13 protein-coding genes are annotated in these 14,607 nt (G+C 67.1%); 5 read left to right on the forward strand and 8 right to left on the reverse strand.

Translation table 11 applies throughout. The features are described 5' to 3' along the window. The first annotated feature begins 226 nt into the window (after positions 1 to 226). Entirely contained in the window at positions 227 to 1,615 is a 1,389-nt protein-coding gene (gene rimO, locus CK625_RS09930) for a 30S ribosomal protein S12 methylthiotransferase RimO (RefSeq protein WP_095540168.1), read from the forward strand. A 45-nt stretch (positions 1,616 to 1,660) separates the two neighbouring features. After that, positions 1,661 to 3,505, forward strand: a complete 1,845-nt coding sequence (locus tag CK625_RS09935) for an ABC transporter ATP-binding protein (protein WP_429001310.1) — start codon at positions 1,661 to 1,663, stop codon at positions 3,503 to 3,505. A 63-nt stretch (positions 3,506 to 3,568) separates the two neighbouring features. On the opposite strand, the gene lpxK is transcribed toward CK625_RS09935, so the two are convergent. From lpxK to CK625_RS09975, 8 genes are all read right to left on the reverse strand, one after another. Continuing rightward, a complete protein-coding gene (gene lpxK / locus CK625_RS09940) occupies positions 3,569 to 4,657 on the reverse strand; it encodes a tetraacyldisaccharide 4'-kinase (protein WP_095540169.1) in 1,089 nt (362 codons plus the stop codon). Positions 4,658 to 4,773: 116 nt separating this feature from the next. Next, on the reverse strand, positions 4,774 to 5,214 hold the full coding sequence (locus CK625_RS09945; RefSeq protein WP_095540170.1) for an ExbD/TolR family protein: 441 nt from the start codon (positions 5,212 to 5,214) through the stop codon (positions 4,774 to 4,776). Then, positions 5,211 to 5,843: a MotA/TolQ/ExbB proton channel family protein gene (locus CK625_RS09950; protein WP_095540171.1), complete on the reverse strand. Its 633-nt coding sequence runs from the start codon at positions 5,841 to 5,843 to the stop codon at positions 5,211 to 5,213. The genes CK625_RS09945 and CK625_RS09950 overlap by 4 nt, the downstream gene beginning before the upstream one ends. Before the next feature lie 144 nt (positions 5,844 to 5,987). Next, the gene (dacB, locus tag CK625_RS09955; protein ID WP_095540256.1) at positions 5,988 to 7,556 is read right to left on the reverse strand and encodes a D-alanyl-D-alanine carboxypeptidase/D-alanyl-D-alanine endopeptidase; all 1,569 of its coding nucleotides are present in this window, start codon (positions 7,554 to 7,556) and stop codon (positions 5,988 to 5,990) included. A gap of 17 nt (positions 7,557 to 7,573) precedes the next feature. Then, positions 7,574 to 8,128 carry a DUF3299 domain-containing protein gene (locus CK625_RS09960; RefSeq protein WP_095540172.1) on the reverse strand — a complete coding sequence of 185 codons (555 nt, stop codon included), beginning with the start codon at positions 8,126 to 8,128 and terminating at the stop codon, positions 7,574 to 7,576. Positions 8,129 to 8,221: 93 nt separating this feature from the next. Further along, positions 8,222 to 9,487: an ABC transporter permease gene (locus tag CK625_RS09965; RefSeq protein WP_095540173.1), complete on the reverse strand. Its 1,266-nt coding sequence runs from the start codon at positions 9,485 to 9,487 to the stop codon at positions 8,222 to 8,224. A gap of 23 nt (positions 9,488 to 9,510) precedes the next feature. Further along, positions 9,511 to 10,263: an ABC transporter ATP-binding protein gene (locus CK625_RS09970; RefSeq protein WP_238945618.1), complete on the reverse strand. Its 753-nt coding sequence runs from the start codon at positions 10,261 to 10,263 to the stop codon at positions 9,511 to 9,513. After that, the gene (locus CK625_RS09975) at positions 10,260 to 10,871 is read right to left on the reverse strand and encodes a DUF2796 domain-containing protein (RefSeq protein WP_095540174.1); all 612 of its coding nucleotides are present in this window, start codon (positions 10,869 to 10,871) and stop codon (positions 10,260 to 10,262) included. The genes CK625_RS09970 and CK625_RS09975 overlap by 4 nt, the downstream gene beginning before the upstream one ends. 284 nt (positions 10,872 to 11,155) lie before the next feature. On the opposite strand from CK625_RS09975, the gene CK625_RS09980 reads away from it, so the two are divergent. The 3 genes from CK625_RS09980 to CK625_RS09990 all read left to right on the forward strand — a co-directional run bounded on the left by CK625_RS09980 (position 11,156) and on the right by CK625_RS09990 (position 14,607). Next, the gene (locus CK625_RS09980) at positions 11,156 to 11,761 is read left to right on the forward strand and encodes a biliverdin-producing heme oxygenase (protein ID WP_095540175.1); all 606 of its coding nucleotides are present in this window, start codon (positions 11,156 to 11,158) and stop codon (positions 11,759 to 11,761) included. A gap of 93 nt (positions 11,762 to 11,854) precedes the next feature. Next, positions 11,855 to 12,292, forward strand: coding sequence for an Hsp20/alpha crystallin family protein (locus CK625_RS09985; protein WP_095540258.1), 438 nt, complete (start codon positions 11,855 to 11,857; stop codon positions 12,290 to 12,292). Positions 12,293 to 12,507: 215 nt separating this feature from the next. Further along, complete coding sequence (locus CK625_RS09990; RefSeq protein WP_095540176.1) at positions 12,508 to 14,607, forward strand: 3-hydroxyacyl-CoA dehydrogenase NAD-binding domain-containing protein; 2,100 nt, start codon at positions 12,508 to 12,510, stop codon at positions 14,605 to 14,607.

Here is a 14,607-nt window from a genome sequence, read left to right on the forward strand (position 1 = left end):
TCCCGAACAGGACAGTGAAACGGACCAGCGCCAATGATAGTGCGGATTCCCGTGTGAAAGTAGGTCATCGTCAGGCTCTTATCCCCAAAACCCCCCTCTTCCAAATTCGGAAGTGGGGGGTTTGTTTTGTGTGTTTTATTTGGTGCATTCCTTTGCGCTGCAATGCAGTGCGAGATCGTGCTGAAAGCGCATACCCCACAACGCATATTCATTGAGAATTTCCACCATGTCCAGTATTTCTGCTGCCTCAGCCCCCAAGATTGGTTTTGTCAGCCTGGGTTGCCCCAAGGCGTTGACCGACTCCGAGTTGATTCTCACGCAGCTCAGCGCGGAGGGCTATCGCACCGCCAAGACTTTTGAGGGGGCGGATTTGGTCATCGTCAATACCTGCGGTTTTATTGACGATGCGGTCAAGGAAAGTCTGGACACGATTGGTGAAGCCTTGGCCGCCAATGGCAAAGTCATCGTCACCGGTTGCCTAGGGGCCCGGCAGGCTGGGGATGGCGAAAACCTGGTGCAGCAAATACATCCCAGTGTGCTGGCGGTCACGGGACCGCATGCCACGCAGGAGGTCATGGATGCAGTGCATGCGCATTTGCCCAAGCCGCATGACCCGTTTCTTGATCTGGTGCCAGGGGGATTTGGTGAGGCTGGCCTCAAGCTCACGCCCAAGCATTACGCGTACCTGAAAATCAGCGAAGGCTGCAACCACCGCTGCACCTTTTGCATCATTCCGTCGATGCGTGGCGATCTAGTGTCTCGCCCGGTGGGCGATGTGCTCAGGGAAGCCCAAGCCTTGTTCGAAGGCGGAGTCAAGGAACTGTTGATCATCAGCCAGGACACCTCGGCCTATGGGGTGGACTTGAAATACCGCACGGGCTTTTGGGATGGCAAACCGGTGAAGACGCGCTTGCTGGATTTGGTTCAGGCCCTGGGCGATCTGGCCGCCCAGTACAAGGCCTGGGTGCGCCTGCACTATGTGTATCCGTATCCCAGCGTGGATGCCGTGGTCGAGTTGATGGCCGAGGGCAAGGTCTTGCCCTATCTGGATGTGCCCTTTCAGCACAGCCATCCGGATGTGCTCAAGCGCATGAAGCGTCCGGCCGACGGCGAAAAGAATCTGGAGCGCATCCAGCGCTGGCGCGAACTCTGCCCCGAGCTGGTGCTGCGCAGCACCTTCATTGCCGGCTTTCCCGGTGAGACGGAGCAAGAGTTCCAGCATTTGCTGGACTTCATGGAGCAGGCGCAAATCGATCGCGCCGGTTGCTTTGCCTACAGCGACGTGCAGGGCGCAGCGGCCAATGCCTTGCCGGGGATGCTGCCGCAGGAGTTGCGTGAGGAGCGCCGGGCGCGCTTCATGGCCGTGGCCGAGCGCATTTCCAGCCAGCGGCTGCAGCGCCGCGTCGGGGATGTGATGCAGGTGCTGGTCGATCATGCGCCGGCCCTGGGGCGCAAGGGCGGGCGCGGGCGCAGCTACGCCGATGCGCCGGAAATCGATGGCATCGTGCACCTGCTGCCGCCGCAGAAGGTGAGCAAAACCTTGAAGGTGGGCGAATTCACCAAGGCAAAAATTGTGCAGGCCCAAGGGCATGACTTGATTGCCCAGCCGATTTGAGGCCGGGTGCAGGGCAAGAGCGGCAAGCGAGGAAAGGGATTGACGATGCGCAAGGCTTTGCTGGGCTGGTTCGAGCGCCTGCTGGCGCCCTTTCCCGAACCGGCGCCTCAGCCGCTGCCCAGCGGCGGCGTGGCGCGCTTCATCTGGGCCTGCACCCAGGGCATGCGCAAGTACATCGTCCTGCTGATTGCCCTGCGTGCGGCCGTGTCCATTTACGAGGCCTGGCTGTTTGCCTTTCTGGGCCAGGTGGTGGATTTGCTCGCGGCCTGGCAGTCGAGCGCCGTGGGCGAGGCGCAGCAGCGGCGGGTGCTGCTGGGCATTGCCCTGGTGATGCTGGGCAGCATTGCGCTGGTGGGCTGGCGCAGCCTGGTGCAAAACCAGACGCTGGCCATCAACCTGCCGCTGCGTCTGCGCTGGCACTTTCATCGGCTGATGCTGCAGCAAAGCCTGGGCTTTTTCGCCGATGAGTTTGCCGGCCGGGTGACGACCAAAGTCATGCAGACGGCGCTGGCCGTGCGCGAGGTGCTGATGGTCGTGGCCGAGATCGTGCTGGGCATCGGCGTGTATTTCTTCTCCATCATCGTGCTGGCAGGCAGCTTCGATGCGCGCCTGATGCTGCCTTTCGTGGGCTGGGTGCTGATGTTTGGCGCAGCCATGGGGTTTTTCGTGCCCCGGTTGGGCAAGGTCGGGCAGGAGCAGGCCGATGCCCGCTCGCTGATGACCGGGCGGGTGACGGATGCCTACACCAACATCACCACCGTCAAGCTGTTCTCTCACACGCAGCGCGAAGCCCATTTCGCCCGCGCCGCGATGGAGGAGTTCATGGACACGGGCTACTGCCAGATGCGCCTGGTCAGTGGCTTCGAACTGACCAACCAGGCGCTGAGCGTGGGCCTGATGCTCTCGACCGGCGCACTGGCGCTGTGGCTGTGGCAGGCCGGTGAGGTCGGCCTGGGCGCCGTGGCCGCCGTCATGGCCATGGCCTTGCGCGTCAACAGCCTGTCGTACTGGATCATGTGGGAGCTGACCTCGCTGTTCGAGAGCATCGGCACAGTGCAGGACGGCATGGCCACACTGACCAAGCGCGCCCAGGTGCAGGATGTGCCGCAGGCGCCGGCGCTGCAGGTCTCGCGCGGCTTGGTGGAGTTCGATGCCATCCGCTTTCGCTACGGGCCGCAGCGCCAGGTGTTCGACGGCCTGAGCCTGACGGTGCAGCCGGGCGAGAAGATCGGCCTGGTGGGGCGCTCGGGCGCGGGCAAGTCCAGCCTGCTCAATGTGCTGCTGCGCTTTTACGACCTGGAAGGCGGGCAGATCCGCATCGACGGGCAGGACATCAGCCAGGTGACGCAGGACAGCCTGCGCGCGGCCATCGGCATGGTCACGCAGGACACCTCCTTGCTGCACCGCTCGGTGCGCGACAACATCGCCTATGGCCTGCCCGATGCCAGCGAAGCGCAAATCCTGTCTGCGGTGCAGCGCGCCCAGGCCGATTTCATCGGCCAGCTCAGCGACCCGCAGGGGCGCCGCGGGCTGGACACCATGGTTGGCGAGCGCGGCGTGAAGCTCTCGGGCGGGCAGCGCCAGCGCATTGCCATTGCGCGCGTCATGCTCAAGAACGCGCCGATTCTGCTGCTCGACGAAGCCACCAGCGCGCTCGATTCGGAAGTGGAAGCGGCCATCCAGCACAGCCTGGACGCCATGATGCAGGGCAAGACCGTGATCGCCATTGCGCACCGGCTCTCGACCATCGCCGCGATGGATCGCCTGATCGTCATTGACGAAGGCCGCATCGTCGAGCAAGGCAGTCATGCCCAGCTGCTGGCCCAGGACGGCATTTATGCACGCCTGTGGCGGCACCAAAGCGGCGGCTTTCTTGGGCAGGAGGGGTAAAGAAACCCGTGCCGGGGCCTTGCACAGGTTCCGAAATCGAAATCTGGGCAGTGGGTGTCGTCATCATTGCGACGCCTGCTGCTGGCGGGCGGCAAAGCGTTGGCGGGCCAGTGCCAGCACGGCGGCGGGCAGTGCCTCGGGCAATTGCAGTTGCAAGGGCACGGCCCAGGCCTGGGGCCAGTGCGGCCAGAGTTTGACGGCGTCTTTTTCCGTGCACAGCAGGGGCGCATGGCGCGGCCAGTGCGCCAGCGCGGCGGGCAGGGGATCGAAGTGCGCGTGGTCCGGCAGGGCGATGCAGTGGCTGGGCCTCAGACCGTGCGCGCGCAGCATGGCGAAAAAGGCTTGCGGCTGGGCAATGCCGGCCACGGCCGCCAGCGGCGGCGGGCTGCCATCCTGCGCCGGGGGCATTTGCCAGTGCTGCAGCGGCAGGCGCTGGCCCTGGCCATTGATGGCATAGCCGGCCAGCTGGCGCGCGATGGGCCAGACCGTGCCCGGCGGCTGCTCGCTCGCAACGGGCTGCGCTGCCGGGGTGGTTTGCAGCACGAAATCCACCGGCCTGGGCCAGGGCTCGCGCAGCGGGCCGGCGGGCAGCAGCCGGCCATTGCCCACGCCCCAGTCCGGAAACACGCACAGTTCGACATCGCGCTGCAGGGCCAGGTGCTGCAGGCCATCGTCGCACAGCAGCAGCTCGGTGTCTGGATAGGCTTTCAGCAGGGCCAGGCCGGCCGCATGACGTTGGCCGGCAACGAAGACCGGCGCCTGTGTGCGCTGCTGGATCAGCAGGGGCTCATCGCCCACGGCCTGGGCGCTGCTGCCGGGCAAGACCTGCAGGCAGTCCGGGCCCTGGGCCGGGCGCTGCCGGCCGTGGCCGCGCGAGATCACGCCCACGCGCAGGCCCTGGGCCTGCAGGGCCTGCACCAGGGCGATGGTCACAGGGGTTTTGCCCGCGCCGCCGGCGATGACGTTGCCGATGACGACCGTAGGCACGGGCAGGGCCTGGGCGGTGAGCAGGCGCCGGGCATACAGCCAGCGTCGGGTGCGCACGGCGCTGCCGTACAGCCAGGACAGGGGGCGCAGCAGCAGCGCATCGGCCGGGTGGCAGCGCGGCGCTGCCTGCCGCCAGCGGTGCTCGATCCAGGGCTGCAGCGGCATGGGCGGCGCGTGGCGTGGGGGATTGGCGAGTGGGGCTCAGCGGGGGGCGCCGATGGTCAGCGTCACTGTCACTGTGCGGTGTGCGCCGCGCGCGGCCAGCGCATGGCACAGCGCCATCACTGCCCGCCCGAGGCCTGGGTGGCGAAGGTCACGCGGGCCAGGCCGACGTTGCGCGCGGCCTCCATGACGGTGATGACCGATTGGTGCGAGGCCAGGCCGTCGGCGCTGATGATGAGCATGGCCTCGGGCTTGGCGGCGGCGGCCTGGCGCAGCGCCTGGGCCAGCTGCGCCGGGTTGGCCTGGCCCAGCACCTGCCCGTCCACGGCCACGTTGCCGCCGGAGTCCAGCGACACGCTCACCTCGTGCGGGCGCTGCTGCAGCTGCTCGGCATTGGCCAGCGGCAGGTTCAGCCGCAGCTCGTTGAAGCGGCTGTAGGTCGTGGTCAGCATCAGAAAGATCAGGATGACCAGCAGCACGTCGATGAAGGGGATGAGGTTGATCTCCGGCTCGCTGCTGCCGTGGCCAAAGCCGCTGGAGTGGGGCGCTTGGAAGTTCATTGCTGCAGGGACTTGAGGTGCTTGAGGAAGGTTTCCGCAGCCACTTCCATCTCCAGCACATAGGCATCGACGCGGCTGCGGAAATAACGCCAGAAGATCAGCGCCGGGATGGCCACGATCAGGCCAAAAGCGGTGTTGTACAGCGCCACGGAAATGCCGTGCGCCAGGCGCCCGGGGTCGCCCTGGATCACGCCCGAGTCGATCGAGCCCTGCGAGGCAAAGATCTCGATCATGCCGATGACCGTGCCCAGCAGGCCCAGCAGCGGCGCGGCCGAGGCAATGGTGGCCAGGGCCTGCAGGAACTTGCTGATGCGCCCCACCACCACGCGCCCGCGGCTTTGCATGGCCTGGCGCAGCTCTTCCTCGCTGGCGCGTGGGTTGGCCTTGAGTGCGCGCAGGCCTGCGGCCAGCACTTCACCCAGCGCGCTGCTGTTTTCCAGCTTGTCGATCACGTCGGCCGGTGGGATGTACTTGGCCGAGGCGGTCTTGGCCTCGTGCACCAGGCCCAGCGGCGCAATGCCTGGCCGCCGCAGGCTGTAGAAGCGCTCGGCGATGATGGCCAGGGCGATGATGGAGCAAAAGATCAGGGGCCAGATGGGCCAGCCAGCGGCTTGGATGATGGAAAACAAGAGTCACTCTCCCGAATCGATGAAAAAGCCTGGGCGCGCAGCATGCGGCCAGCAGCGCCGCTCATGGGGCGCGATTATCGCCGAGGCATTTGGCCGCCCGCCCCGGCGCGGTTGCGTTTTGACAACCATGGCTGCCATGCCCGTTCAGTCATTGGCCACCCAGTCGATCAAAGCGTCGAAGGCTGCGCCGCGCGCGGCCGCAGCGTTGGCGTGGTTGATGATGACCACCAGCGCGTAGCGCTTGCCGCTGTGGCCGTGCACGTAGCCGGCCAGCGCGTTGACGTCGCGCAGCGAGCCCGTCTTCAGGTGCGCGGCTGCGGCGCGGCTGCGGCGCATGGTGCCGTCCACCCCGGTGGCCGGCAGCGAGGCCACCAGCTCGGGCATCACCGGCGAATGCCAGGCATGGCGCAGCATCTGGCCCATGGCCTGGGCGGTGATGCGCGCATCGCGGCTCAGGCCCGAGCCGTTGTCGATGTGCAGCGTGCCGGGCGGGTTGCCGATGCGGCTGTGCCACCACTGGCCGATGGCGCGCTGCGCGCTGGCAAAGTCCATGGCCTGGCCGGCCGGCGCGCCCGCCTGGCCCAGCGCCAGGAACACGTGGTCGGCCATGACGTTGTTGCTGTACTTGTTGACGTCGCGCACGATCTCGGCCAGCGACAGCGAGGGCTCGGTGATCCAGGGCTGCAGGCCGCCAGGGGTGCGGCCGCTGCGCACCTGGCCGGTGATGCTGCCGCCCAGCTCGCGCCACATGCCTTCGATGGCCTTGTTGGCAAAGCCCTCCGGGTCGGGGTAGGCCACGGCCCAGTTCAGTGCGCCGCAGGCGCTGGGATAGCTGCCGCCCAGGCGCCAGCGCCCGGGCTGGCTGACGTCCAGCTGCAGCTGCGCGCGCCAGTTGCTGGGGCAGTGGCGCGCCGTGGGGTTCAGCGGCACGCTGGCGGGCAGCTCCAGCTGGGCCATGGGCGGCGAGAGCTGCACCTGCGCGCGGCCACTGGCCGGGTCGGGCACGAAGCGCAGGATGACGGACTTGAAGTTCAGCAGCAGCGCATCGGGCGCGGCGTTGTAGGGGCGCAGCGGCTCGTCGTCGAAGGCCGCGGCGTTGTGCGGCGGCAGCGCGAAGGCGCTGCGGTCGAGCACGATGTCGCCCAGCACGACGCGCACGCCGTGCTGCTGCAGCTGGCGCAGCAGCAGCCACAGGCGCTCCATGACGAGTTTCGGGTCGCCGCCGCCCTGGATGTAGACGTTGCCGCGCAGGCTGCCGTTGTCGAGCTGGCCGTCGGTGTAGATGCGCGTCTTCCAGGTGTAGGCCGGGCCCAGCCGATCCAGCGCGGCATAGGTGGTGACCAGCTTCATGGTCGAGGCCGGGCTCATGGGCTGGGCGGCGCGGTGCGCCGCGCGCGGCGTGGCCTGGCCGTCCACGGCCTGCACCCACAGGGCCACGGCCTCGGGCGGGATCTGGGCCTTGCGCAGCGCGGCGGCGAAGGGGGCGGGCAGGCTGGCCGCTGGCGCGCTGGTCTGTGCCTGGGGGGCTGCGGTCTTGATCTGGCCCTGGTCCTGGCCGCTGGCCTGGGCCTGTGCTGGCGGCGTGGCGAGCAAGGCCAGGCCCAGCGCCAGGCCAGCGGCCAGGGCCAGTGCGGCGGCGTTGCGCTGGCCGGCTGCGCCGTGGCGCTGGGCCTGGTGCGGCGGGCGGCTGCAGGAGGGCGGGCGTTGTGGCATGGGGCGCATGCGGGGGCTCAATCCTTGTACGGGGCCAGCTTGGCCGCTTGCAGGCTGTAGCCGCTGACGCCCATGTCCGATTGGTTGCGCGTGACCTTCAGCGTGCCGGTGGCCCAGACGGCGTCGAGCGAGCTGAAGCCCTTGACGGGCTGGGCCAGCTTGATGTGGATGATCTGGTTGGCCGGCGGCGGCGGCGTGTGGATGCAAGCGCCGAAGTTGGGCACCAGCAGCAGCTCGCTCAGGCCGTCCTTGCCTTCTTCCAGGGCGACGACGTAGCCCGGCAGGCGCACGGTCTTGCCGTTGAAGCGATCGACGGTGGGGGCCGCATCCCAGACCTTGCGCATGCGCTCGTAGAGCTTTTGCGCGCGCGGGTCGCTGTCCTCCCAGGTGTCGGCGCCCTGTTCGAACAGGTCGGTGAACTCGGCGCTGGGGTCCCAGTCCTTGGGCACCAGCTCGTCCCAGCTCAGGGCAATGGGCTTGTCGCCCTTGGCCAGCAGTGGGGCTGCGGGCAGCGCGCAGGCGGCCAGGCCGGCAGCGGCAAAACGAAGGCAGGTGCGGCGAAGCATGGTCATGGCAGCAGCAAAAAGAGGTGAATGGAATGAGGCGGCATTTGCCGCCATCGGCTCGTGGATCGGCGCTTTGAACAGAGGTTCTTACACGGGCGCTTACACCGGCGGGGCCAGGCCATCGACCAGCGACAGCCGGTAGGCCCGCCAGCCGGGGATCAGGCTGGCGGCAAAGCCCGTACACAGCAGGCCCAGCAGTATCCACCATTGCAGCGGCGTGACTTGCCACCAGTGGATGTGCAGGCCGAATTGGTTCAGCAACCAGGGGGCGGCCGCGGCGGCGCTCAGGCCCAGGGCCAAGATGCCCAGCAAGACGCCCAGGCCAGTGGCCAGCGCCCCTTCGAGCGCCAGCAGCCAGATGATGTGCGCCGGCCGTGCGCCCACGGCGCGCAGCACGGCCAGCTCTCGGCGGCGCTCGTTCAGGCCGGCCAGCACCACCGCCACCATGCCCAGCAGGCTGACGAAGGCCACCAGGGCCGACATCAGCAGCAAGGCGCGCTCGCCGGTGCCGATCACGCCCCAGAGCTCGTCCATGGCCACGCCCGGCAGCACGGCCATCAGCGGCTCGCCGCGGTATTGGTTGATCTGGCGCTGCAGCGAAAAGACCTGTGCGCGCGATTGCAGGCCGATCAGCACGGTCGTGACGTTGCGCGGGCTCAAGTCCATGTCGCGCACGGCCTGGGCGCTGACGCTTCTGCCGGGCAGGCGCACGCCATTGCTCCAGTCCACGTGCAGGGCCTGCATGGCCTGCAGGCTGATGTGCACGGTGCGATCCACCGGCGTGCCCGTGGGGGCCAGGATGCCGCTGACGACGAAGGGTTTGTCGTCGTGCTCGATGGCATTGATTGGGCCGCCAGCGCCGTGGGTGAGGGTGATCTTGTCGCCCAGCCGGTAGCCCAGCTGCCGCGCCACGTCGGCGCCCAGCACGGCGTCGAACAAGTCCTCGAACGGCTTGCCGCTGCGCAGCTGCAGCGACTGCTTCTGGCCGTAGCGGAAATGCGTGAAGTAATCGGCGCTGGTGCCCAGCACCGGGTAGCCGCGGTGCGAGTCGCCCAGCGACAGCGGGATTACCCAACGCACGCCGCGCATGCGTTCGATGTCCTGCACGCTTTGCCAGCGGATGTTGTTGGTGGCCGCGCCGATGCGGAACACCGAATACAGCAGCAGCTGCACCGAGCCGGTGCGGGCGCCGACGATCAAGTCCGTGCCCGAGACGGCCGAGCCAAAGCCCTCGCGTACGTCGCTGCGGATGCGCTCCACGCCCAGCAGCATGAAGGTCGAGAGGGCGATGGAAAACATCGTCAGCGCCAGCGTGAAGCGGCGGTTCCAGGCGCTTTGCCAGGCCAGGCGGAACAAGGCGTGCATGGGCAGAACGAGGGGGCGGGCGCTCAAGCAGCGGCGGCTGCGCGGTTGATGGACTCCAGCGCCACCTGGCGCATGAAGCGCGGGGCCAGGCGCTGGTCGTGGCTGACGAAGATCACGCTGCTGCCGGCCTGGGCGCAGGCGGCCAGCAGCAGGTTCATGAAGGCATCGCGGCGGTCTTCGTCGAGGGCCGAGGTCGGCTCATCGGCAATCACCAGCGGCGGCATGCCCATCAGGGCGCGGGCGGCGGCCACGCGCTGCTGCTGGCCGACCGACAGCGAGCGCGCCGGGCTGTGCCACAGGCTGGCGGGCAGGTCCATGGCCTGCAGCCAATGGCGGGCGCCGGCCTCCAGGCTGCCGTGCTGGCGCTGTGCGGTCTGTGCGCGCTCGGGCGCAAAGCGGCAAGGCAGCAGCACGTTGTCCTGCACGCTCAGGTAGGGCAACAGGTTGAACTGCTGAAAGATGTAGCCCAGCTGCCGGGCGCGCCAGGCATCGCGTTGTGAGCGGCCCAGGCTGGCCCAGTCGCGCCCGCCCAGCAGTACCTGACCCTGCTGCGGCAGAAACACCCCGGCCAGCAGCGACAGCAGCGTGCTTTTGCCGCTGCCGCTGGGGCCGTGGAGGAACACCGTCTCGCCGTGGCGGACGCTGAACTCCTCGATCTCCAGGCAAGGCCGCGGCTGCCCTGGCCATTGGTAGCGCAGCTGCCGCACCTGCACCATGGCCGGCGCGGCGGCTGTTGCTGCTGCGGGCTGCGGCGCTGCTGCGGCCAGCGGGATCATTTCCAGCTCAGGCGCGTTTGCCCGTTCTTGAGCGTGCGCTGGAACTGCCCCTGGGGCATGGCCAGTTGCACCTCAATGGTGTGCAGGCTGGTGAAGGTCTTGGCCAGCTGCACCTCGATGGCCTCAAGCGCCTCGGGCCGGGCGCAGTCGAAGCGGTAGCTGACCTCGACGTCGGCATGCTCATGCTTGTCGTCATGATCATGGTCGTGCTTTTTGCCGTGCGGGTGGTCGTCGTGGTCGTGCTCTTCTTCCAGGCCGTCGATGTCCACCTTTTTCAGCTCACAAGCGGCTGCGGCCGAGGGGCTGAACAGGCTGGCGGCCTGTTTCAGTTGTTGGCGGGCTTTGCGCAGCGCCTCCTTATCCTGCTTGGAGCGCGCCTCATGCTCGAAGCCGGTGATGTCGGCCTGCGGCGAGGTCAGCTCCAGCAGCAGCTGCTTGCCATCGAGCGCCACATCCAGATGCGCCACGCCATGCACGTGCGGGTGCTGCTGGTGGTCGTCGTCATGGTCGTGCCCGTCGTGCTTGCCGTGCGCCTGGGCGGCGCCCAGCAGGCAGCTGCTGAGCACCAGGGCGGCGCACACGGAGCGGTTGGGGGTGAAGCGTTGCATGGCAATGGCCTTTCAATCACAGAATGGGTGGAAACACGGGCGCGAGCGCGCCAGCGTGCAGCGCCGCAGCCATGGCCGCGGCCGCGGCCGCGCGATGGTGGCGATCATAAGTGGTAACGTGAAATCAATAACCGCCGCAGGCGCTTTTCCTAACCCGGGTGAAGGGCTGTTGCTGCCTGTGCCCTGGGCTGCATCAGGCCTGGGCCGCGGCTTGACGCAAAGTGCATAACACGCTCTAAACGTACAATCGAAATCGATTTGCAATTACCTATCGGAGCTTGCCCATGAGCCAATCCCCATCTTCTGTTGCCACACGCAGCCAGCGCCTCAAGGCGGCCACCCATGCGGTGCATGACACGCTGGACAAAAGCATCATGGCGGCCGACATCTTTGCCAACCGTGAGCAGTTCGGGCGCTTTCTGCGCGTGCAGTACCGCTTTCACCGCGACATCGAGGCCTTGTACGCGCAGCCGGCCGTGGCCGCGCTGGTGCCCGAGCTGGCGCAGCGCTGCCGCCTGCCGGAGATCGCCGCCGACCTGCGGGATCTGCAGCAGCCGCAGCCCGCAGCCGAGCCTGCCCGCCTGGGGGCTGACACCCCGCTGCCCACAGCGCTGGGCTGGCTGTACGTGGCCGAGGGCTCGAACCTGGGCGGCACCATCCTGTTCAAGATCGCCAGCGAGAAGCTGGGCCTGGGGCGGGATTTCGGCGCGCGCCACCTGGCCGCGCACCCCGATGGCGCGGCCCGGCACTGGCGCGCCTTCACTGCGGCGCTGGACGCCGCGCCCCTCTCGCCCGAGGAGGAAAGCCAGATGATGCAGGCGGCCCAAGAGGCCTTTGCCACCGTGCAGGCCTACGCCCGCGAAGAATTGGCGCCCCCCGCCTTGGCTTGAGCTCCGCCTCTTGAAAATAGTCGCTTTGCCAATAGATGGATGACAAGCCGCTGGCGCCATGCGCCAGCCCATCCACAAAGCAAGGAGGACTTTATGAGCAACCAACTCAGCCGCATGCGTGGCAGCCTGTTCGACGATTTGTTCAAGGAGATCGCGCCGGGCTTTTTCATCAAGCCATTGCACGGTGACCCGCTGCCCAGCGCCGCGCAGATCAAGATCGATGTGAGCGAGAGCGAGGGCGCCTACAAGGTGCTGGCCGAGGTGCCCGGCGTGGGCAAGGAGGACATCCACGTCTCCATCGACGGCAGCGTCGTCACCCTCAGCGCCGAGGTCAAGCAGCACGACAGCCAGCAGGGCGAGGGCGAGAAAGTGCTGCGCAGCGAGCGCTACTATGGCTCGGTCTCGCGCAGCTTCCAGCTGCCGCAGGACATCGACGCCGCCGCCGCCAAGGCCAAGTACGACAACGGCGTGCTGGTGCTGACCCTGCCCAAGAAGCAGGCCGGCGCTTCGCAGCGCCTGATGGTGGAGTAAGCGCCGCCGCGCGGGGGCACAAGCCCCCGCAGCAATCATCTTCCAGGGCCGCCTTCGGGTGGCCCTTTTTGTGTCTGGCATGTTTGGCTTGGGGCGCATTCTTTGCGTCCCTCTGTCCCCTGTGAGATTGTGGCGCGGCGCGCAACTCCCGTAGAATGCGCGGCGGAAATAGCACGACCGTTCTATTTTTTTCCAACCGTTTCTAAGGAGACTTCATGACGGCTGAATACAAGGTGCTCGACGGCGTGGCACTGATTACGCTGGACAACCCGCCCGTCAACGGGCTGAGCCATGCCACGCGCCAAGGCATCGTCGATGGCATGAACCAGGCCCTGGCCGACGATGGCGTGCAGGCCATCGTGATCACCGGCGCGGGCAAGGCCTTCAGCGGCGGCGCCGACATCACGGAGTTCGGCAAGGAAGCCGCCATGCGCGAGCCCAACCTGCACAGCGTGATCGGCGTGGTGGAAAACGCCAGCAAGCCTGTGGTGGCGGCCATTCACACGGTGGTCATGGGCGGTGGCCTGGAGCTGGCGCTGGCCTGCCATTACCGCGTGGTGGCGTCGGGCACCAAGGTGGCCCTGCCCGAGGTCAAGCTGGGCCTGCTGCCCGGCGCGGGCGGCACGCAGCGCCTGCCGCGCGCCATTGGCGTGGAGGCGGCGCTGAACATGATCGTCAGCGGCGAGAGCGTTGATGCCGACCTGCTGGCCAGCATGCCGGGGCAAAAGCTGTTCGACGAAGTGGTGCAGCAGCCCGAGCAGCTGCTGCAGGAGGCGCTGGCCTTTGCCAAATCCGTGGCCAAGGTCAAGGATTTGCCCAAGGTGCGCGATCTGCCGGCCAAGCACCCGCAGGGCGAGGCCTTCTTCCAGTTCGCGCGCAACACCGTGGGCGCCGTGGCCAAGAACCTGCCCGCGCCGCTCAAGTGCGTGGAGGCCGTGGAAGCGGCCACCAAGATGAAGTTCAACGACGGCCTGGCCAAGGAGCGTGAGCTGTTCATCAACCTGATGTGGACGCCCGAGTCGCGCGCGCTGCGCCACCTGTTCTTTGCCGAGCGCGCGGCCTCCAAGATCAACGACGTGCCGGCCGATACGCCCAAGCGCGAGATCAAGGCGGTGGGCGTGATTGGCGCGGGCACCATGGGCGGCGGCATTGCGATGAACTTCCTCAACGCCGGCATCCCCGTGACCATCCTGGAGACCAAGCAGGAGGCGCTCGATCGCGGCCTGGCCACGATCGGCAAGAACTACGAGGCCCAGGTCAAGAAGGGCAAGCTCGCGCAGGACAAGTACGAGGCGCGCATGGCGCTGCTCAAGCCCACGCTGAGCTATGACGACCTCAAGGACGTGGACCTGGTCATCGAGGCCGTGTTCGAGGACATGGGCGTGAAGGAGCAGGTGTTCAAGAAGCTCGACGAAGTGCTCAAGCCCGGCGCCATCCTGGCTTCGAACACCTCGACGCTGGATTTGAACCAGATCGCCGCCTTCACCAAGCGCCCGCAGGACGTGGTGGGCCTGCACTTCTTCAGCCCGGCCAACGTCATGAAGCTGCTGGAGGTGGTGCGCGGCGAGAAGACCGCGCACGACGTGCTGGCCACGGTGATGGCGCTGGCCAAGAAGATCCGCAAGGTGGCCGTGGTTGCCGGCGTGACGGACGGCTTCATCGGCAACCGCATGATCGAGCAGTACGGCCGCCAGGCAGGCTTCTTGCTTGACGAAGGCGCCACGCCGCAGCAGGTGGACAAGGCCATCGAGAAATTCGGCTTTGCCATGGGGCCGTTCCGCATGGGCGACCTGGCCGGCAACGACATTGGCTGGGCGATCCGCAAGCGCCGTGCCGTGGAAAAGCCGGACATGCGCTACAGCAAGACCGCCGACCTGTTGTGCGAGAAGGGCCGCTTTGGCCAGAAGACCGGCGCGGGCTGGTACGACTACGAGCCGGGCAAGCGCGAGCCCATCGTCAATCAGGAGGTGCTGGAGATGATCGAGCAGCACCGCAAGGACATCGGCATCACGCCGCGCAAGATCAGCGATGAGGAAATCGTGCAGCGCCTGGTGCTGTCGCTGGTCAACGAGGGCGCGCGCATCGTCGAAGAAGGCTTTGCCCAGCGCGCCAGCGACATCGACATCGTTTACCTGTACGGCTACGGCTTCCCGTTCTGGCGCGGCGGCCCGATGAACTACGCCAACGAGTTGGGGCTGTTCAACGTCGTCGAAACTATGAAGCGCTTTGCCAAGAACCCGCACGACGATGCGCAGTTCTGGCAACCGGCCCCTCTGCTGGCGCAATTGGCCAAAGAAGGCAAGCAGTTCAAGTAA

Source organism: Vandammella animalimorsus (assembly GCF_002285265.1).
Classification (GTDB): domain Bacteria; phylum Pseudomonadota; class Gammaproteobacteria; order Burkholderiales; family Burkholderiaceae_C; genus Lampropedia.

Bases quoted from the DNA above. Each gene is read 5' to 3' on its own strand.
- rimO (WP_095540168.1), top strand. From the start codon at position 227: ATGTCCAGTATTTCTGCTGCCTCAGCCCCCAAGATTGGTTTTGTCAGC.
- CK625_RS09935 (WP_429001310.1), top strand. From the start codon at position 1,661: ATGCGCAAGGCTTTGCTGGGCTGGTTCGAGCGCCTGCTGGCGCCCTTT.
- lpxK (WP_095540169.1), bottom strand. From the start codon at position 4,657: ATGCCGCTGCAGCCCTGGATCGAGCACCGCTGGCGGCAGGCAGCGCCG.
- CK625_RS09945 (WP_095540170.1), bottom strand. From the start codon at position 5,214: ATGAACTTCCAAGCGCCCCACTCCAGCGGCTTTGGCCACGGCAGCAGC.
- dacB (WP_095540256.1), bottom strand. From the start codon at position 7,556: ATGCCACAACGCCCGCCCTCCTGCAGCCGCCCGCCGCACCAGGCCCAG.
- CK625_RS09960 (WP_095540172.1), bottom strand. From the start codon at position 8,128: ATGACCATGCTTCGCCGCACCTGCCTTCGTTTTGCCGCTGCCGGCCTG.
- CK625_RS09965 (WP_095540173.1), bottom strand. From the start codon at position 9,487: ATGCACGCCTTGTTCCGCCTGGCCTGGCAAAGCGCCTGGAACCGCCGC.
- CK625_RS09970 (WP_238945618.1), bottom strand. From the start codon at position 10,263: ATGATCCCGCTGGCCGCAGCAGCGCCGCAGCCCGCAGCAGCAACAGCC.
- CK625_RS09975 (WP_095540174.1), bottom strand. From the start codon at position 10,871: ATGCAACGCTTCACCCCCAACCGCTCCGTGTGCGCCGCCCTGGTGCTC.
- CK625_RS09980 (WP_095540175.1), top strand. From the start codon at position 11,156: ATGAGCCAATCCCCATCTTCTGTTGCCACACGCAGCCAGCGCCTCAAG.
- CK625_RS09985 (WP_095540258.1), top strand. From the start codon at position 11,855: ATGAGCAACCAACTCAGCCGCATGCGTGGCAGCCTGTTCGACGATTTG.
- CK625_RS09990 (WP_095540176.1), top strand. From the start codon at position 12,508: ATGACGGCTGAATACAAGGTGCTCGACGGCGTGGCACTGATTACGCTG.